Source organism: Trinickia dinghuensis, assembly GCF_003367175.1.
Taxonomy (GTDB): Bacteria; Pseudomonadota; Gammaproteobacteria; order Burkholderiales; family Burkholderiaceae; genus Trinickia; species Trinickia dinghuensis.
The window spans coordinates 1-18,399 of sequence record NZ_QRGA01000014.1 but is presented as its reverse complement, the minus strand read 5'-3'; the positions used below and the strand labels follow the sequence as shown (position 1 = coordinate 18,399).

At 64.3% G+C, this 18,399-nt stretch carries 19 protein-coding genes; 9 read left to right on the top strand and 10 right to left on the bottom strand.

Annotated features, from left to right (window positions below; translation table 11 throughout):
• Positions 1 to 24 precede the first annotated feature (24 nt).
• The 6 genes from nuoN to DWV00_RS22595 all read left to right on the top strand — a co-directional run bounded on the left by nuoN (position 25) and on the right by DWV00_RS22595 (position 4,174).
• Entirely contained in the window at positions 25 to 1,503 is a 1,479-nt protein-coding gene (nuoN, locus tag DWV00_RS22620; protein ID WP_115535863.1) for an NADH-quinone oxidoreductase subunit NuoN, read from the top strand.
• An 80-nt stretch (positions 1,504 to 1,583) separates the two neighbouring features.
• Positions 1,584 to 1,880, top strand: coding sequence for a DUF2818 family protein (locus tag DWV00_RS22615; RefSeq protein ID WP_115535862.1), 297 nt, complete (start codon positions 1,584 to 1,586; stop codon positions 1,878 to 1,880).
• A gap of 48 nt (positions 1,881 to 1,928) precedes the next feature.
• Positions 1,929 to 2,576 carry an NUDIX domain-containing protein gene (locus DWV00_RS22610; protein ID WP_115535861.1) on the top strand — a complete coding sequence of 216 codons (648 nt, stop codon included), beginning with the start codon at positions 1,929 to 1,931 and terminating at the stop codon, positions 2,574 to 2,576.
• A gap of 93 nt (positions 2,577 to 2,669) precedes the next feature.
• Positions 2,670 to 3,191, top strand: a complete 522-nt coding sequence (locus tag DWV00_RS22605; RefSeq protein ID WP_115535860.1) for a DUF1178 family protein — start codon at positions 2,670 to 2,672, stop codon at positions 3,189 to 3,191.
• Between the two features lie 24 nt (positions 3,192 to 3,215).
• Positions 3,216 to 3,686, top strand: a complete 471-nt coding sequence (locus DWV00_RS22600; RefSeq protein WP_115535859.1) for a MaoC family dehydratase — start codon at positions 3,216 to 3,218, stop codon at positions 3,684 to 3,686.
• Positions 3,683 to 4,174 (top strand): MaoC family dehydratase, encoded by a 492-nt coding sequence (locus tag DWV00_RS22595; protein ID WP_115535858.1) that lies wholly within the window; start codon positions 3,683 to 3,685, stop codon positions 4,172 to 4,174. Before DWV00_RS22600 ends, DWV00_RS22595 begins: the two co-directional genes overlap by 4 nt.
• A gap of 58 nt (positions 4,175 to 4,232) precedes the next feature.
• Here DWV00_RS22595 and DWV00_RS22590 read toward each other — a convergent pair whose 3' ends face one another.
• Positions 4,233 to 4,925 carry a glutathione binding-like protein gene (locus tag DWV00_RS22590; RefSeq protein WP_115535857.1) on the bottom strand — a complete coding sequence of 231 codons (693 nt, stop codon included), beginning with the start codon at positions 4,923 to 4,925 and terminating at the stop codon, positions 4,233 to 4,235.
• A 280-nt stretch (positions 4,926 to 5,205) separates the two neighbouring features.
• On the opposite strand from DWV00_RS22590, the gene DWV00_RS22585 reads away from it, so the two are divergent.
• Entirely contained in the window at positions 5,206 to 6,945 is a 1,740-nt protein-coding gene (locus tag DWV00_RS22585; protein WP_115535856.1) for a carboxylesterase/lipase family protein, read from the top strand.
• An 82-nt stretch (positions 6,946 to 7,027) separates the two neighbouring features.
• Here DWV00_RS22585 and DWV00_RS22580 read toward each other — a convergent pair whose 3' ends face one another.
• The 5 genes from DWV00_RS22580 to DWV00_RS22560 form a co-directional block, all read right to left on the bottom strand.
• Entirely contained in the window at positions 7,028 to 8,248 is a 1,221-nt protein-coding gene (locus tag DWV00_RS22580; RefSeq protein WP_115535855.1) for an acyl-CoA dehydrogenase family protein, read from the bottom strand.
• A gap of 99 nt (positions 8,249 to 8,347) precedes the next feature.
• Positions 8,348 to 9,454, bottom strand: coding sequence for a phosphotransferase (locus tag DWV00_RS22575; RefSeq protein ID WP_115535854.1), 1,107 nt, complete (start codon positions 9,452 to 9,454; stop codon positions 8,348 to 8,350).
• Between the two features lie 152 nt (positions 9,455 to 9,606).
• On the bottom strand, positions 9,607 to 10,395 hold the full coding sequence (locus DWV00_RS22570; RefSeq protein ID WP_115535853.1) for an oxepin-CoA hydrolase, alternative type: 789 nt from the start codon (positions 10,393 to 10,395) through the stop codon (positions 9,607 to 9,609).
• Between the two features lie 16 nt (positions 10,396 to 10,411).
• A complete protein-coding gene (locus tag DWV00_RS22565) occupies positions 10,412 to 11,587 on the bottom strand; it encodes a pyridoxal phosphate-dependent aminotransferase (RefSeq protein ID WP_115535852.1) in 1,176 nt (391 codons plus the stop codon).
• A gap of 15 nt (positions 11,588 to 11,602) precedes the next feature.
• Positions 11,603 to 12,100 carry a putative toxin-antitoxin system toxin component, PIN family gene (locus DWV00_RS22560; protein WP_115535851.1) on the bottom strand — a complete coding sequence of 166 codons (498 nt, stop codon included), beginning with the start codon at positions 12,098 to 12,100 and terminating at the stop codon, positions 11,603 to 11,605.
• Between the two features lie 69 nt (positions 12,101 to 12,169).
• Here DWV00_RS22560 and yaaA point away from each other — a divergent pair, with 69 nt between their 5' ends.
• Both yaaA and DWV00_RS22550 read left to right on the top strand, forming a co-directional pair.
• Positions 12,170 to 12,952, top strand: a complete 783-nt coding sequence (gene yaaA / locus DWV00_RS22555) for a peroxide stress protein YaaA (RefSeq protein ID WP_115535850.1) — start codon at positions 12,170 to 12,172, stop codon at positions 12,950 to 12,952.
• 80 nt (positions 12,953 to 13,032) lie between these two features.
• On the top strand, positions 13,033 to 14,190 hold the full coding sequence (locus DWV00_RS22550; RefSeq protein WP_115535849.1) for a M14 family metallopeptidase: 1,158 nt from the start codon (positions 13,033 to 13,035) through the stop codon (positions 14,188 to 14,190).
• Positions 14,191 to 14,281: 91 nt separating this feature from the next.
• On the opposite strand, the gene DWV00_RS22545 is transcribed toward DWV00_RS22550, so the two are convergent.
• The 4 genes from DWV00_RS22545 to DWV00_RS22530 all read right to left on the bottom strand — a co-directional run bounded on the left by DWV00_RS22545 (position 14,282) and on the right by DWV00_RS22530 (position 18,109).
• A complete protein-coding gene (locus DWV00_RS22545) occupies positions 14,282 to 14,881 on the bottom strand; it encodes a BspC domain-containing protein (protein WP_115535848.1) in 600 nt (199 codons plus the stop codon).
• Between the two features lie 198 nt (positions 14,882 to 15,079).
• On the bottom strand, positions 15,080 to 15,754 hold the full coding sequence (locus DWV00_RS22540) for an energy-coupling factor ABC transporter permease (protein ID WP_115536058.1): 675 nt from the start codon (positions 15,752 to 15,754) through the stop codon (positions 15,080 to 15,082).
• Between the two features lie 114 nt (positions 15,755 to 15,868).
• Positions 15,869 to 16,720 (bottom strand): helix-turn-helix transcriptional regulator, encoded by an 852-nt coding sequence (locus DWV00_RS22535; RefSeq protein ID WP_115535847.1) that lies wholly within the window; start codon positions 16,718 to 16,720, stop codon positions 15,869 to 15,871.
• Positions 16,721 to 16,903: 183 nt separating this feature from the next.
• Complete coding sequence (locus DWV00_RS22530) at positions 16,904 to 18,109, bottom strand: DUF2863 family protein (RefSeq protein ID WP_115535846.1); 1,206 nt, start codon at positions 18,107 to 18,109, stop codon at positions 16,904 to 16,906.
• Between the last annotated feature and the right edge of the window lie 290 nt (positions 18,110 to 18,399).

Genomic DNA, 18,399 nt, shown 5'->3' with positions numbered 1-18,399 from the left:
GCCGAGCGGAGCAACGAAAAGATCATGCAAAACGCTTCTATGTCTCTCTTGTTGCCCGACGGGCTGCTGATGGTGGCCGCCGTCCTCGCGTGGCTGAACGAAACCTTCAGCGGCGATGCCGGCAAGCGCCTGACGTACCTGATCGCGGTGGTTTCGTCGATCGTCTCGGGCGTGTGGTTCGTCACGCTCGTGTTCGATCCGCAGCCCGCCTACTTCTTCTCGCATATGTACGTCGTCGACGGCTTTGCGAGTGCGATGAAGGCCGTGGTGTCGCTGGGCTTCGCGATCACGCTGATCTATTCGCACAAGTACCTGGAACAGCGCAACCTGTTCCGCGGGGACTTCTTCCTGCTCGGCATGTTCGCGCTGCTCGGCCAGCTCGTCATGATTTCGGGCAGCAACTTCCTCACACTGTATCTGGGCCTGGAGCTGATGTCGCTGTCGCTGTACGCGGCGATCGCGCTGCGCCGCGATGCCTCGCAGTCGAACGAAGCGGCGATGAAGTACTACGTGCTCGGCGCGCTGGCTTCGGGCTTCCTGCTCTACGGCATGTCGATGCTCTACGGCGCGACGGGTTCGCTCGATCTGAACGAAGTGCTGAAGGCGGTCGCATCGGGCCACATCAACAAGCCGGTGCTGCTGTTCGGCGTGATCTTCATCGTGGCCGGCATTGCGTTCAAGATGGGCGCGGTTCCGTTCCATATGTGGGTGCCCGACGTCTATCACGGCGCACCGACGGCCATGACGCTGCTCGTCGGCGGTGGCCCGAAGGTCGCTGCGTTCGCCTGGGGTCTGCGTCTGCTCGTCATGGGCGTGCTGCCGCTGGCCGGCGATTGGCAGCAGATGCTGACGATCCTCGCGGCGCTCTCGCTGATCGTGGGCAACATCACCGGTATCGTGCAGCGCAACGTCAAGCGCATGCTCGCGTACTCGGCGATCTCGAACATGGGCTTCGTGCTGCTCGGCTTGCTGTCGGGCGTTGTCGACGGCAAGGCTGACGGCATGGCCGGCGCCTACAGTTCGGCGATGTTCTACAGCATCATCTATCTGCTGACGACGCTCGGCTCGTTCGGCATCGTGATGCTGCTCGCGCGCCGCGACTTCGAAGCCGATACGCTCGACGATTTCAAGGGCTTGAACAAGCGCAGCCCCGTGTTCGCATTCGTCATGATGGCGATGATGTTCTCGCTGGCCGGCATTCCGCCGACGGTCGGGTTCTACGCGAAGCTCGCGGTGCTGCAATCGACGGTGAACGCCGGTCTGACGTGGCTCGCCGTGCTGGCCGTGATCACGTCGCTGTTCGGCGCGTTCTACTATCTGCGCATCGTCAAGCTCATGTACTTCGACGCGCCGCAAGATGCGTCGCCGATCGAAAGCGATGCGTCGGGCCGTTGGCTGCTCGTGCTGAACGGCATCGCGGTGGTCGCGCTCGGTATCATCCCGGGCCCGCTCATGACGCTGTGCCTGAACGCCGTCACGCACACGCTGCCTGTCGCACTCTGATGAAGCCCCCACGCTCACCATGGTTCGCTGCCCCCCGAGGGGGCGTCAGCCTCCCTTGGGGCGGCCCGGCGGGAGGCTGAATGTCCGCAGCAGGCTGGTTCATCGTTTTATTGGCGCTGATCGGCGCCAACGTACCGTTCTTCAACCAGCGGTTGTTCGCCGTGGTGCCGATCGGCGCGGTTAAGAAGAGCGCGTGGCTTCGCATTGCCGAAATGATCGCGCTGTATTTTGCGATCGGCATGATCGGTTTCGCGCTGGAAGCGCGCGCCGGCAACCGCTTCGAACAAGGCTGGCAGTTCTACGCGATCACGTTCAGCATGTTCGTCGTGTTCGCGTTTCCCGGCTTCACGTTTCAATATCTCGTCAAACGCCGCTGACGGTCAGTCGGCCATCGGCGGCTCCTTGCCCTTGCAGGAGAATTGCTGATGGCCCAACCGTCCGATCCCAATTCGCCCCATCACCACGCGTCGCTCACCGAAACGCGCATCGGCGGCGAATCCGCCTACGACGGCAATTTCCTCAAAGTCAAACGCGACACGGTACGCTTGCCCGACGGCAAGGAGACCACGCGCGAATACGTCGTCCATTCGGGCGCGGTCATGGTCATTCCTCTGTTCGATGACGGCCGCGTGCTGCTCGAACGGCAGTTCCGCTACCCGATCGGCAAGGTGATGACGGAGTTTCCGGCCGGCAAGCTCGATCCCAACGAGGGCGCGCTTGCCTGCGCGGAGCGCGAATTGCGCGAGGAAACGGGATACTCCGCGCGGGACTACACATTCCTCACGCGTATCCATCCGATCATTTCCTATTCGACCGAATTCATCGACATTTTCTTGGCCCGCGGCTTGACCGAAGGCGAGCGCAAGCTCGACGAGGGGGAATTTCTCGAAATCTTCACGGCGGACGCGGCGCAGGTGGGCGAGTGGATCCGCACGGGTGAGATCACGGACGTGAAGACGATCATCGGCCACTTCTGGCTCGAAAAGGTCCTGTCGGGGGCGTGGCAGCCCGACCGCCAGGAGCCGCCGCTACCCGTCATGCCCGGTTCGGCGGGGTCTGCGCCGAGCGCGTAGAATCGGGGGCGGGCGAACGACCGTTCACCGCGCTTGCGCTACACTAGGGCGCGCCCGCTTGCGGGCCCTACCGTCCATTCTTTGATGTTCAGCATGAAGGTTCTCGATCTGCAATGTCCGCATGGTCATCGTTTCGAAGGGTGGTTCGCCTCGGCCGATGACTTCGAATCCCAGTTGTCGCGCAAATTGATCGGATGTCCGGTTTGTGCGTCGACCGCGGTGAGCCGCATGCCTTCGGCGCCGCGCCTGAATTTGTCGGGCGCGACGCGCGCGCGGCAGGACAGTGCGCAACCTCATGGCATGGAAAGCGCGGCGGCGGGCGAGGGCAAGGGTAAGGGCAAAGGCGACGGTCCCTCGGCCGATCGTTCGGCCGGCTCTGACCGCGCACGCGAATTCGAAGCCCTGGCGCTGCGCATGTTGCGCGAGGTCGTGGGCAATGCTGAAAACGTCGGTGACCGCTTCGCCGAGGAAGCGCGCCGTATTCATTACAACGAAGCGCCGGCGCGCAGCATCCGAGGTGTGACAACGCCCGAGGATGCACGCGCGCTCGTCGACGAAGGCATCGACGTCATGGCGGTGCCCAGCGCGTGCGTGCCGAAAGAGTCGCTGCAATAGCCGCCATAAATAGGAAAGCGCCGCATGGGTCTCAGCTACGAAGATCTGGAAGTCGGCTCACGCACTGAAGTGGGCACGCACACGTTCACGGTCGAGGAGATCGTCGAATTCGGCGAGCGGTTCGATCCGCAGCCGTTTCATATCGACGAAGCGGCTGCGCAAACTTCTCCATTCCGCGGCCTGATCGCGAGCGGATGGCACACGTGCTCCGTCATGATGGGCATGCTCGTGCGCAATACCTTCAACGGTTCGACTTCGCTCGGCTCCCCCGGCATCGAGGAAATCCGCTGGCTCAAGCCGGTGCGTGCCGGCGATAGCCTGCGCATGTACAACTCGATCCTGGCCAAGCGCGTATCGAAGAGCCAGCCGGACCGCGGCATCGTCACGACCCTCTGGGAAGGCATCAACCAAGCGGGCGACACCGTCGTCACCGTGCGTTCGAACGTGCTGTTTGGGCTGCGCCATCCTCAACCGCCGGCGGCCGAAGCGCAATGACGGCCGCGACGCCGTTGCACGAGCGCCCCTCGCCGCTGCGGATCGCCGATGCCGCGGCGCTGCGCGCGCGTGTCGGCGCCGAAGCGCTCGTCAGCGATTGGGTCGAGGTCGACCAAGCGCGCGTCGACCGATTCGCCGACGCCACGGACGACCATCAATGGATTCATGTCGATCCCGAACGCGCTCGCCGCGAGTCGCCGTTCGGCGGTCCTATCGCGCACGGGTTCTTGACGCTGTCGTTGATTCCGTCGCTGCTCGCGCGCGTGGTGCAAATGGAACGCGGGATGACGGTCAACTACGGGCTCAATCGCGTGCGGTTTGCGGCGCCGGTACTCGTCGGCTCACGCCTGAGAGCTTGCTTCATCGTTGCCGAAGCGATAGACGTGGCCGACGGCGCGGTGCAAGTTGCGTGGGACGTGACCGTCGAGATCGACGGTGGGGCCAAGCCTGCTTGCATCGCGCAATTCGTGACGCGGCATTATTTCTGAGCCGATCGGATCGGCTTCCGGTGCCGGCTCGGTAGCGCCTCGAAGTGCCGGCATTGTCTCAATGCTTGGCGTACTGCGTCGCGCCGAACAGCATTTCCTTCGCCTTCTCATCCATCACTGGCTTGCGCGCCGACGCCAGCACTTCCACCCCGCGCTGCACTGCCGGCCGGGCCGCGATCGCCTCATGCCAGCGTTCGACGTTCGGAAAATCGGCCAAATCCAAGCCTTGGTTTTTCCACGAACGCGTCCACGGGAAGGCTGCGATGTCGGCGATCGTGTAGTCGTCGCCGGCCAGGTAGGCCGACTCGCCGAGCTGCTTATCCATCACGCCGTACAGGCGCTTCGCCTCGTTCGTATAGCGATTGACCGCGTAGTCGATCTGCTGCGGCGCGTAGACACGGAAATGATGGGTCTGACCCAGCATCGGCCCGAGGCCGCCCATTTGGAACATCAGCCACTGCAGCGTTTCGTAGCGGCGTGCCGGATCCGCCGGCAAGAATTCGCCCGTTTTTTCCGCCAGATAAACGAGAATCGCACCCGACTCGAACAGCGACAGCGGGCGGCCACCGGGGCCATCGGCATCGACGATCGCCGGGATCTTGTTGTTCGGGCTGATCGAGAGGAACGCCGGCTTGAATTGATCGCCCGCGCCGATGTCGATCGGATGAACGCGGTACTCGAGGCCGGTTTCCTCGAGCATGATGTGAACTTTGTGGCCGTTCGGCGTAGCCCAGCTATAGACGTCGATCATCGATGCTCCTCGTTGTTCAAGCCGGCGTCGCACCAAGCGGCACCGATTCCCACGCGGAAATTAGCACGGATCGACATGCGTCGCTGACGGTGGCGCCAAGGCCATGACGGCGGTGCGGGTATGGTGCGAGTCGCCGCCTGTGCACGTCGATACCGCGAACCGGGCATGAGTCCGATTCGTGGTATCGAACGATCATTTCCTATTCTCCTGGTAGACGATTGCCCTCCACGAACGAACGCTGAAGTCCTGCGTCGTGTTTCGCTTTCTTGGAGGTCACAACATGAACTCGTCATCGATCGACGCTTCATGGCGGCGAGTCGTCGCTCTCTCGGTGCTCGTACCGCTCCTCTCAGTGGCTTTGAGGACCGCGGACGCACGGGCTATCGAGGTCCGGGCACAGTCCGCGCCGGCGGTGCAGCAGGCATCCAGCCCCCGAATCGAACTCACCGTAGGCACGATTTCGGGAATTCAAGTGCTGGCGCCTCGCCCGGTGCGCACGTTCCTGGGAATTCCCTATGCGGCCCCGCCGACCGGCCCGTTGCGATGGCAAGCGCCGCAACCCGTCGCGCGCTGGGCCGGCGTGCGTCAGGCGGTGCAGTTCGGGCCCCGCTGCATGCAACATGCGAGCGGCAAGCCTAGCTTCCGCTCGACGCGAGTCAGCGAAGACTGTCTGTATTTGAACGTGTGGGCGCCCGATCCGGGCAAGGATGAGAAGCGGCCGGTACTCGTCTATTTTCACGGCGGCAATCTGAACGAAGGCGACGCATCGGAAAGCCGCTACGACGGTGCGAACCTGGCCGAAATCGGTATCGTGACGGTGACCGTCAATTACCGCCTCGGCGTGTTCGGCTTTCTGGCGCTGCCGTCGGCAAGACACGAGTCGTCCGACAGTGCGGTGGGCAATTACGGGTTGCTCGATCAGGTTGCAGCGCTGCGGTGGGTCCGCGACAACATCGCATCGTTCGGTGGAGACCCCGCCAAAGTGACGATAGCCGGCGACACCGGCGGCGCCGTCGCGGTCAGCGCCCATATGGCATCGCCCCAATCGCGGGGCCTGTTCGCGCGCGCTATCGCTCAAAGCGGCGGCGCGTTCGGGCGCCAGGCGGTATGGAGTCGAAGCCGGGCCGAGAAGCTAGCGGCGCGGTTCGCTACGCAAGTGGGCGCATGGACGCTGCCACAGTTGCGTGCGATGTCGGCCGAGCAGTTGCTGGCCGCCACCGGATCGGAGCGTGGCCCCAAGTTTGTCTTTTGGCCGCATGTCGACAGCCAGTTTTTGACCGACACCCCGGAGGCGATATTCAATTCAGGCGGCCAGGCGCCGGTGCCGCTATTGCTGGGCAATCGATCTCAAGAGGGACATGTCGGCCCTATGCTGTTAGGCGCCAAGCCGACCCCCGAGAACTGGAAGCAAGCACTCGAGCGCCTTTTTGGCGAGCAAGCCGCGCAGGCCATGTCGCACTATCCGGGCAACGACAACGATGAAGTGGTTCGCTCGGCTACCGTGCTCGCCGGCGACCTTGCAGCCGCTCACGCCACATGGCGATGGATGTCGCTGCATCGGCAGACGGGCAGCGGCTCACCGGTCTACCTTTATGTCTACGATCGAATGCCGTCATCGGCAGCAGGCGCTTCGGAACGGCGCGCGTCGATCGCTCAGTCGGATTTGCAGGTCGACCCTGCGCTCGGTAACCTTAACCTTCTACCGCGACACGGATGGCGTGCTGAAGACTATCTTGCCTCGGGGGCATTGCTGCGATATCTCGTTCAATTCGTCAAAACGGGGGATCCGAATGGCCCACGCGACAATCCGCTCAGATATTGGTCCGCTTTGGGCTTGGGCGGGCCTGCGCGACCGCCGTCGTGGCCTGCGGCGCGTGAAGAGCAGGGCGGCCTTGCGCGTCAAACGATCGATGTCACGCCGCGCACGACTTGGGATCGCAGCGCGGCGCGGCAGGACTTCATCGGGCGCTTTATCGCCACTCAAGCATTCGACGATACATGGATCGATAAGCGTCGCTGAGGGGTTATCGAGCTCATCACGGCGGCGCGGGTATGCGCCGCGTGCGCGGTGGTCCGAGGCCGTGCAAGGGCGCGGCTAACTGCTATGCAGCCGCATACCGAGCGAGTTCGAGCTTCGCGATTGCATTGCGGTGCACTTCGTCGGGGCCGTCGGCGAAGCGCAGCGTGCGTGCGCATGTGTAAGCGTAGGCCAGTGGAAAATCGTCGCACATGCCGCCTCCGCCGTGCGCCTGGATCGCCCAGTCGATCACCTGGCAGGCCATGTTCGGCGCGACGACCTTGATCATTGCGATCTCGCCGCGCGCGCCTTTGTTGCCGACCGTATCCATCATGTAGGCCGTTTTCAGCGTCAGCAGTCGGGCCTGTTCGATCATGCAGCGCGCCTCGGCGATCCGCTCTTGCGTGACCGTCTGCGCCGCGACCGGCTTGCCGAAAGCGATGCGCTCGGACGTGCGCTTGCACATGAGCTCGAGTGCGCGCTCGGCCAGGCCGATCAATCGCATGCAGTGGTGAATGCGCCCCGGCCCCAAGCGTCCCTGCGCGATCTCGAAGCCGCGCCCTTCGCCGAGCAGCATGCTCGATACGGGCAAGCGCACGTTTTCGAGCGTGATCTCCATGTGGCCGTGCGGCGCGTCGTCGTAGCCGAACACGTGCAGCGGGCGGTGCACGGTGACGCCGGGCGCGCCGGCCGGCACCAGAATCATCGACTGCTGCACGTGTTTTGCCGCGCTCGGGTCGGTCTTGCCCATCACGATATAGACCTTGCAGCGCGGATCCCCCGCACCCGACGACCACCACTTGCGTCCGTTGACGACATACGCGTCGCCGTCGCGCTCGATGCGCGTTTCGATGTTCGTCGCATCCGACGAAGCGACTTCGGGCTCCGTCATCAAGAATGCCGAGCGGATCTTGCCTTCGAGCAGCGGCTCGAGCCACGTGCGCTTCTGCTCGTCGGACGCATAGCGAACGAGCGTTTCCATGTTGCCCGTGTCGGGCGCATTGCAGTTGAACACCTCGGGTGCCCAAGGCACGCGTCCCATGATTTCCGCAAGCGGCGCGTATTCGAGATTCGTGAGTCCCGCACCGAGCGTCGAGTCGGGCAAAAATAGATTCCATAGGCCTGCCTCGCGCGCGCGTACCTTCAGCGTTTCCACGAGTTCGGTGGGCACCCACGCGTTGCCCGCGGCACGGTTGCGCGCGACTTCCTCGATGAAGGCCCGCTCGTTGGGATAGATGTGCGCGTCGAAGAACTCGAGCAGCTTGGCGCGCAGGGCTTGAACCTTCGGGGTGTAGTCGAAATTCATGAGTGGTGTCCTCGCGATGATGGCGGCATCGTGCGTATCGAGTGGGGCGAGCGCGCCTGTGCTTGCCGTTGGGGCGTTGTCGATAGTTGCTTTTTTCCGCTACCGCACTTTCTGTGCATACGACCAGGCGAGTTCGGCCATCGGCCGCGCGCGCCGGCCCGCATCGACCGCTTGCGCGCTGGCCGCCGTGCCGACCGTCACCCGCTTCATGATCCCCTGCAGAATCGCGGCGATGCGGAACATGTTGAAGGCGAGATAGAAATTCCAGTCGCCGGGGATCGAAAAACCTGTTCGCTCGCAATAGCGGTCGATGTAGCGGCGCTCGCCGGGAATGCCGAGCGTCTCCCAGCTCAAGCCCGCGATGCCGCGAAACTGCGCCGGATCGACGTGCCAGGCCATGCAGTGATAGGCGAAATCGGCGATCGGATCGCCGAGCGTCGACAGTTCCCAATCGAGCACCGCGAGAACGCGCGGCTCGCTCGGATGGAAGATCAGGTTGTCGAGCCGATAGTCGCCGTGTACGACCGCCGCATAGTCGCCCGTTTCGGGGGGCACGTGCGCGGGCAGCCACTCGATCAGCCGATGCATGGCTTCGATCGGCTCGGTTTCCGACGCCAGGTATTGCTTGCTCCAACGCGCGATTTGGCGCGCGAGATAGTTGCCCGGCTTGCCGTAATCGGCGAGGCCCGCCGCGTTCGCATCCACCGAATGCAGCGCCGCGATGACGCGGTTCATTTCATCGTAGATCGCGGCCCGTTCCGCGGGCGTCATGCCGGGAAGCGAAGGGTCCCAGAGCACGCGGCCCTCGACATGCTCCATGACGTAGAAGGCGCGGCCGATCACGGCTTCTTCGCCGCACAGCGCGAGCATCGTCGCGACGGGCACGTCCGTGTGCGAGAGCGCGTCCATCACGCGGTACTCGCGCTCGATCGCATGGGCCGACGGCAGCAGTTTGGCCGCGGGGCCGGGCTTCGCGCGCATGACATAGCTGCGCGAGGGCGTGACGAGCTTGAACGTCGGATTCGACTGGCCGCCGGCGAATTGCTCGACCGTCAAAGGCCCCGCAAAGCCGGCTACGTGCTCCCCCAGCCAGTTCGCGAGGGCATCGGCGTCGAACCGCTGCTGCTCCGATACCGTGCGCGTGCCGACGAACGCCGAGTAATCCTGTTCCTTGCCGGACGGTCTTGCCGATTCGTTCGTTGCCATGTAACGGCTCCCGCTGAAGGAGTGAGGTTCAATGACGGAAAAACGCGGATGCAGCGGCAAAACGCAAGGACAAGCCTGCGCTACTCGCGTCGGTAGCGCAGGTGCGGTGTGTGGTCGCGCATCTCCATCGTGGTAGGGCGGACCGTGCGCCCTCAGCGATAGCGCGCGGGGCGCTTTTCCAGGAACGCCGTGATGCCTTCGAGCGCATCGGCGTGATGCAGCGAAGCGACGAAATCGTCGCGCTCGACTTCCAAATGATCGGCCAGCGAGCGCGCGCCCGCCGAGGCGACGAGCGCCTTGACACGCGCCTGCGCGTTCGGCGATCCGCGTCCGATCTCGTCGGCCCAAGCGAGCGCGGCATCGCGCAGCTGTGCAGTCTTGACGAGGCGATTGACGATACCCAATGCATGGAGCCGCTCGGCCGATACGGGCTTCGCTTCGAGCAGAATCTCCGTTGCGAGCGCGCGCGGCAGTGCTTGCGCGAGGAACCACGACCCGCCGCCGTCGGGCGTTAGGCCGACGCGTGCGTAGGACATGACGAACTTGGCGTCGTCGGCGGCGACGATCAGATCGCAGGCGAGCGCGAGCGAAAAGCCGGCACCGGCCGCCGCGCCGGCCACCGCGGCGATGACGGGCTTGCTCGACGTGCGCAGCGCGAGAATCCACTGGGCCAGCAGATCGATGCTTTGCGCCTGCACGGACGGATCCTTCGCGCGATTTTCGAGCAACCGGTTCAGGTTGCCGCCCGCGCAAAAGAAGTCGTCCGCGCCGGTGAGGACGATGGCGCGGATCGAGGTGTCGCGCTCGGCTGTTTCGAGCGCCTGAATGCCGGCCGCGTACATGTCGGGATGCAGCGCGTTGCGGGCGCCGGGATTCGACAGCGTCAAGACGAGGGTCGACTCGCTTTCGGGCGGTCGGGAAGCGAGCAGCTCTGCGCTCATGATCTCTCCTGGTTTTTCAAAGACGCGCGAGCCGCTCGAGCGCGGTCGCGAGCGTCGCCTCTCGCTTGGCGAAGCAAAATCGTACGACGCCCGATTCGTGCGGCTCGTGATAGAACGCCGAAACGGGAATGGCCGCCACGCCGATCTCGGTCGTCAGCCACTTCGAGAACTCGGCTTCGGGCAGATCGCTGATCGCCGAATAGTCGACGCATTGGAAGTAGGTGCCTTCGCAGGGCAGCAGCTTGAAACGTGTCTTCCCAAGCCCCGCGCGGAAAAAATCGCGTTTGCGCTGGTAGAAGGCCGGCAGCTCGACGTAGGGTGCCGGGTCGGCGAGATACTCGGCCAGGCCCACCTGCATCGGCGTGTTCACGGTGAAGACGTTGAACTGATGCACCTTGCGGAACTCGGCCGTCAGCGCGGCCGGCGCGGCGACGTAGCCGACCTTCCAGCCCGTGACGTGGAACGTTTTGCCGAAGCTCGAGACGACGAAGCTGCGCTGGGCGAGTTCGGGGTAGCGTGCGACGCTTTCGTGCGGCGCGCCGTCATAGACCATGTGTTCGTAGACTTCGTCCGAAAGAATCAGCACGTTCGTGCCGCGCACGATCGCTTCGAGGCGCCGCATGTCGTCCGCATGCCAGACGCGGCCGGTCGGGTTGTGCGGGGTGTTGATCAGAATGAGGCGCGTGCGCGGCGTGATCGCGCGCGCGAGCTTGTCGAAGTCGATCGCGTAATCGGGCGCCTCGAGCGCGACGAACACGGGCTTGCCGCCCGCGAGTTCGATCGATGGAACATAACTGTCGTAGGTCGGTTCGATTACGACGACTTCGTCGCCCGGGTGGACGGTGGCGAGGATCGCGGTCAACAGGGCTTGCGTCGCGCCGGCCGTGACGGTGATCTCCGTGCCCGGATCGTAGGCGCGGCCGTGGATCTTTTCGATCTTGCGCGCGATCGCTTCGCGCAGCGGCGCGACGCCGGCCATCGGCGGATATTGATTGTGGCCCTCGCGCATCGCGCGCGACACGGCCTCGACGATCCGCTCGTCGCAGTCGAAATCGGGAAAGCCTTGGCCGAGGTTCACGGCGCCGCGCTGCGCGGCGAGCGCGCTCATGACCGTGAAGATCGTCGTGCCGACGTTCGGCAGACGCGAGGCGAGGGCGAAGGGCAGGCGAGTCGATTCGTGCGGTGCGTTCATGGCTCGGCGATATAGTCAGGCGTTGGCGGTAGCAAGCGGGAGATCGAGTGCGCAGGCCGACGCGAACGGCGCCGGCTCGGCGATTCGAAAGCCGAAGTCGCGGGCCGTGCGCTTGTTCAGCTTGAGCAGCGCGCGGTCCTTCGAGACGAGCCAATCGGCTTTCGCCGCTTGCGCGAGCTCGAGGAATTTCTGATCGTCGCGGTCCTTGCACTTGGGCAGCGGCGCGTCGTCGCTCCCGGCGGCCCGCCGCTGCGCGAGCGTGGCGAGCCGCGCGACGGCGGCAAGCGCGGCCGCCTTGTCGACCGCGCGCGCGACGAACTGCGGATAATCGAGCACGCGGGTCAGTTCGGCCAGGCAGCGCGCATCGATCACGGCATCGAGTGCGCCGCGCTCGAGGGCGGCTAGAATCGGGCGCGTCGCGCTGTCGTCGAATACGAGGATGTCGATCCAGACGTTCGAATCGAGCACCACGCGCGGCACGGTTTTCAGGCCTTCAGCATCGGTATAGGGCATTCGCTACAATCGAACCTTTCGTTTTCACTGCCCGGCACGGCGTGCCGGCGAGCCTTTCGGCGAACCTTTATGATAATTGTTTTGTCTCCGGCCAAGTCGCTCGACTACGAGACGCCCCCGCACATCGCCAAACATACGATTCCTGACTTCGTCGACGACGCCGCGCAGCTCATCGACGAATTGCGGCGCTACTCGCCGCAGCAGATCGCATCGCTGATGGATATTTCCGACGCACTGGCTCATCTGAACTTTCAGCGCTACGCCGATTGGTCGCCGAAGTTTCACGCCGACAATGCCAAGCAGGCGGTCCTCGCGTTCAACGGCGACGTCTACGAAGGCTTCGACGCGAAGACGCTCTCGGCCGCCGATCTCGACTACGCGCAGCGCCACGTGCGCGTGCTGTCGGGGCTCTACGGCGTGCTGCGCCCGCTCGATCTATTGCAGCCGTACCGCCTGGAGATGGGCACGCGCTTGCCGAACGCGCGCGGCAAGGATCTCTACGCGTTCTGGGGCGAACGCATCACCGATGCACTGAATGCGCAGCTTCACCGGAACAAGAGCGCCGAACGGATTCTCGTGAACTGCGCGTCGACCGAATACTTCAAGTCGGTGCGGCCGAAACGGCTCGACGCGCGCATCGTGACGCCCGTGTTCGAGGATTGGAAGGGCGGCCGCTACAAGATCATCAGTTTTCACGCAAAGCGGGCACGCGGTTCTATGGCGCGGTTCGCCGTCGAAAATAGAATCGATTCGCCCGAGCAACTGAAGGAGTTTGCCGTCGAAGGCTATGCGTTCGATCCCGCGGCGTCGAACGACGCGACGTTCGTGTTTCGCCGCCGTATAGGCGATTGACCCGCGGCCCCGCGTCCGGACCCACTCCTATTCTGCTTTCTATTTTCCACTGACCATTGACCACTGACCACGGAATCTCCATGAGTCTTTCGATCACCAGCAACTTCGACGCGGGTGCGATCGAAGTCGTGTCGTGCGATCAAGCCGACGACATTCGTCTGCGTATTCGCAGCGACAGCCACGCCGATTTCGCGCAATGGTTCTACTTTCGCCTGGCGGGCGCGCGCGGGCAGCACTGCGTGATGAAGTTCGAGAACGCGGCGCAATGCGCGTTCGCGCAAGGCTGGCACGGCTATCACGCGATGGCGAGCTACGACCGCGTCAACTGGTTTCGCGTGCCGGCGTCGTACGACGGGCAGACGTTGACGATCGATCACACGCCCGAGTTCGATTCGATCTACTACGCCTACTTCGAACCGTACAGCGAGGAGCGGCATTCCGAATTCCTCGGAGCGGTCCAGCAGATGCCGCATGCGACGCTCGCGGAACTCGGACGCACGGTGGAGGGCCGGCCGATGTCGCTGCTGGTGCTCGGCACGCCCGAGTCGAACGGCGGACGGCAAAAGAAGAAGGTATGGATCGTCGCGCGCCAGCACCCGGGCGAGACGATGGCCGAATGGTTCGTCGAAGGGCTCGTCAAGCGCCTGGCCGGCTGGGGCGATTGGGCGGGCGATTCCGTCGCGCGCAAGCTGTACGAGCACGCCGTGTTCTACATCGTGCCGAACATGAACCCGGACGGCAGCGTGCGCGGCAATCTGCGCACGAACGCCGCAGGCGCCAACCTGAACCGCGAGTGGCTTGCGCCCGATGCCGCCCGCAGCCCCGAGGTGTCGGTCGTGCGCGAGGCGATTCACGCGAACGGCTGCGACATGTTCTTCGACATCCACGGCGACGAAGCGCTGCCCTACGTGTTCGTTGCCGGCAGCGAGATGCTGCCGAGCTTCACGGAACAGCAGGCGCGCGAGCAGAAGGCCTTCATCGAAGCCTTCAAGCAAGCGAGCCCCGACTTCCAAGACGAGCACGGCTACGAGGCGTCGAAGTACAAGGAGGATGCGCTCAAGCTCGCATCGAAGTACATCGGCCATACGTTCGGGTGCTTGTCGCTGACGCTCGAAATGCCGTTCAAGGACAACGCGAATCTGCCCGATGAACGTGTCGGCTGGAACGGCGAGCGCAGTGCGGCGCTCGGCGCGGCGATGCTTGCGGCGATCCTGCGTCAGTTGGAGGCATTCGCCTGACCGGCCGCCCCGCTCGCCCCACGCGCGAGACCGCTACGTCGCCTTGCGGGGCGGCGCAGCGTCGGGCGCCCGATGGCCATCGCGATAGCGATTAGTGCTTCGTACGGGATTTGGTGGAGGATTTCTTTTTCGTCGCCGAATGCTTGACCGCGCTTTTGCTCGTATGGCCCGTCGCATGACCGCCATGGCGGCGTTTGCCTTTTTTCTTCGACGTGCCCTCATGGCGCGCCTTCAGCGGCGGCACGGGGTCGTTCCAGTTGAACGCCAGCATCTGCGTGCCCACATAGCCGCAGCGAAACTTCACCGGATAAGGGTCGTGGGACGTTTCGCGCGGGATGCCTTGGCCTTCGACGGTCACGATCTTATCGACCGTGATGCGCTGCTTGCCTTCGTCGAACGGCTGATTCCAAGGCGTGATTTCCGCGTGGGCCGAATCGAACGCTTCGGGCGGGAAGTCGACATGGTCGATGACAGTCGACGTGCTCGCGACGAAGTTGCCATGCGCCGCGCAATCGGCGACGAGCGGGTCCGCGTGCATGTCGTTGATGAAGTGGGCGATCATTTCGTTGCGCTGATCGATCGTATCGGCGCGAGCGGGAGCGGTCGCGATCAGCGGCGCAATGAAAACCGCCGAAGTCGCCAACAGCCCTGCGAGCTGTCGCAGGCGGCGTGAAAACTTGGAGCTATCCATCCGGTAGGCAGTATTGAGACACAGGCACGTAAGATGCCCCACTCGGAGACGGAGTTCAATGTCGGGATGAATAAATTTTGATGGATTGGAGGGACTCGCCCACTGCGGCGTGCCGCGTGTCGAAAGCGCGGACCCATCCGCCGCACCGATTCTTCGAGCGATCTGTGCCCGGTCCTGCGCGTGATCCGTCGAATTTCTCTACGTGCGAGGGCCGCCAAGACGATAGCGGCGCACGTCGTTCGTCGTTACCCACGTCGGCTTATAGACGGCGATGAGCGCCGTGGACATCCCCGTGAACCACGCTTCGCCGGCGGCCAGCAGAAAGACGCTGAATGCATAGCCGATGGGAACGACCGACGCGGATCCGTGAGCGAGTGCGACATGGGCGGCGGCGGCCGTGACGCTGGCCACCGTCACGGCGATCGCGGGAGAGACGAAGCCTTGGGCGCAGATGAACACGAACAGATTGCGCGGCAGCCAAGCCGTGCACGCGCGCTGGAGCAAGGCCGAAATACAGACCGGCAAGGCTCCGTAGATGAGGAAGGTGAGCGCGACGCCATGCCATGCGGCATCGAAGACCACCGCGGCGATCCCAGAGACGGCCGCCATGGCGACGAGCGCCAGCGCCCAGTCGAACAGCGTGACGAGCAGCGTGGCGCCGAGCAGGTGCATGACCGGGCCGTCGTCGAGCCACGCGTTGCTCGCCCAAAGTACCGAAATGGCCACGATGATCGCGAGCCAGACATGCTGGAGCGTCCCGTCCTGCAGCCGCCGGAACGGCCTTCGTGCGAGGGCGAGCGCAAGCACGGCTGCGGCGGCGGCCCAGCCACCGACAGCGACCCATAACGGAAGCGGCGTGTAGAAGAAGCCCATGGCATCCATATTACTCGTTGGGCTGCGAAACGGGGAGAGCGTGCGTGACGCCTCCTCGACCTCCCTTCTATATGAGCATAGCAAACGCCGCGCCGGGCTTTCGTCGGCCGGCGCTCACCCCGCGCCGGGGATGCTACCGCCGAACGGTACGTCGGGTTCGGCGGCGAGCGGCAGTTCGAGTGAACGATCGAGCCGCGACAGCGAATATTGGAACGATGCCGCGCGCCGCAGCGGCACCGGACCGCCTCGTCCCAGTACCGGCTTGGGCGCGCTTTGGGTGTCGGCACGCAGCACTTCGAGCTGCGGGGTGAGCCAGCCGTTGTAAATGGCGACGGCGGCCGCCCGGTTCGGCGCGCCCAACTGTTGGAAAATGCTGGCCAGATGGATTTTGACCGTGCCCTCGCTGATCCCGAGCGTGCGCGCGATCATTTTGTTCGTGCTGCCCATATGGACGCAGCGCATGATCTGTTCTTGCCGCGGCGAAAGGGCCGGCACGAAACGCTTGCGCCGCGGCAGATCGGCCGCCGGCTCGCGCGCGGGCAAGGCGGCGGGTACGCCGCCGCGACCGCGGGCCTCGGGCGGGTCCTCGGCGAGGAAGGGCGCATACAGGCCGCCGGCCAAGACGAGCTCGAGCAGCCGCACGATGAGCAACGGGTTCGTCGCGCGCGGAATGATGCCGTGCACGCCCGCTTCGACCAGCGTGCGCACGCGTGCCGGAGCGATGTCGTCGACGAACGCGGCCACGCGCAGCCGCGGATATTCGATGAGCAGCGCACGTACCGCTCCGGCGCGCATGGCGTCTTGCCAGTCGACCACGAGTAGTTCGGTCGGTACGCGCCGCATCGTACGGCTCGCGTGCGTCCAGTCTCGTGCTTCGCAAAATCGTGCTTGCCGGTCGATTTGCCGCAGGAGCGCCTTGATCCCGTCGCGCCGCTCGGCTTCCGAACTGAGAACTGCGAACCGCATGTTTTGCCTCCTTATAGTCGGTACGGACAGCGCAGCGGACGGCGCCGGAGGAGTGCCGGCGGCCACGATGCGCCGTCGCACAATCATGACAAATTCCTTACGGGAAGGCGGCTATCCGGACGGCATAGGACGCGGCTTCCCGCCGAATGAGGCGGGAAGCCGCGAGAGGAGGGGGCGGCGGGGTCAGTGAAAGTGCGGCTGCGCGGGTTCCGCGTCTTCGGGCATTTCGGCGTGCACGATTTCGCCAAGCGGATCGGCGTACAGCGGGACGCCGCAATCGTCGCAGTATTCGGGCTCGAAGCGGCCTGCGTGGCGGCGAATGTCGGTCACGCCCGCTTCCTTGAGCAGTGCGATGATTTCCTCGAGGGGGCCGCCGGTGTCTTCGGCTTCTTCGTCGATCGCAAGTTCGCCGTTTTCTCGGCCGTAGAGCGGCCAGACTACGCCGTAGATCACGTCGTTGCTGCCGCGGCGCGTGAAGCCGACCCGGTACTCGTCGATGCGCCGTTCACCGAAGCCGGCGACAACGGCGCGCAGGTCCTGCGGCGTCGCGCCGATGGTGTCGTACAGGTAGCGGATGGCGGTGCGAACGGTGTGCGGCCGCACGCGCTCGTCGGCGTCGCGGCATGCGGAGTAATAGGCGTCGGGCAGCAGGCACTCGAACTCGCAGCCGGGCAGTACCTGAGCGAGATTGGCGCCGCCTTGCGTGGCCCATTGCTCGAGGCACTGGCCGCGCTCGATCCGCACGCCGTTATCTTCTTCTTGCCAGCGAAAGAGCGATGCGCCGACCGGCGCTGCCACGACCGCGAGCAGGAAGCGCGGATCGGCCAGGATGGGAGACGTCTCGGGCAAATCGCCGAAATTCATCTTCGCCGCCGTGCCGTTCAAGGCGGATTGGATCAATTGCTGGGCGAGGCGATAGGTTTCGACGTGATGCCGCGGCAGTTGATCGATGCTGTAGAGGAACGGCGCGAGCGCGACACGGGTGTCCGCGGCCAGCACGTGCGCTTGCAGATGCGCACGCAGGGCGTCGACGGCGTCGCCCTTGAGCGGGCCCGACGGAATCATGTAGCGCGTCCACGCCAAGACGGGCGCGGCGATCAACAGTGCTTCATAGGGCTTGCCGTCGTGTTCGACGATGAAAGACTCGCTATGGGTTTCCGCCATGTCGGCGAGGGCGCCGTATGCGTCGGGGTGGTTTTGCTGCAGATGGTCGAGCGCGGCGTCGAGCGTTGTCTGATTGCTGTTGCGCACGATTTTCGCCAGCAGCGTGTCGAGCTTGGCTTCCCAGAAGCGGTCTTCGATTCGGCTGCCGGACGCGAACAGCGCGAGGGACAGGCCGACGAGCTTGTCGGCGTCGGGAGGGAGGCGTTTAGCGATTCGCGAGCGCATAGGGGCTGACTTAGTGGGATTCAATGAGCCCTCCATTCTAGTCTGTTCCGTCACGCAGTAAGCCGAGCCTCGCTTGCGCGTTGGTATAGGTGCTGCGCGTACTGTCTGTACTGCCGCGCGTCGCGATGCTCCTGCGATGTCTTCTTTTCGTCGTTTCTTGGTCGTTCTTTGGTCGTTGTCGGAGCCTGAAAAACGCCCTCTCAAATTTCGCTTGCACGACTCACGGAAGGCGCCTAGAATTGCGCCCTTTCGTGCAGTCAGTGTGACTGAACGAAGAGAAGCGGGGCCTT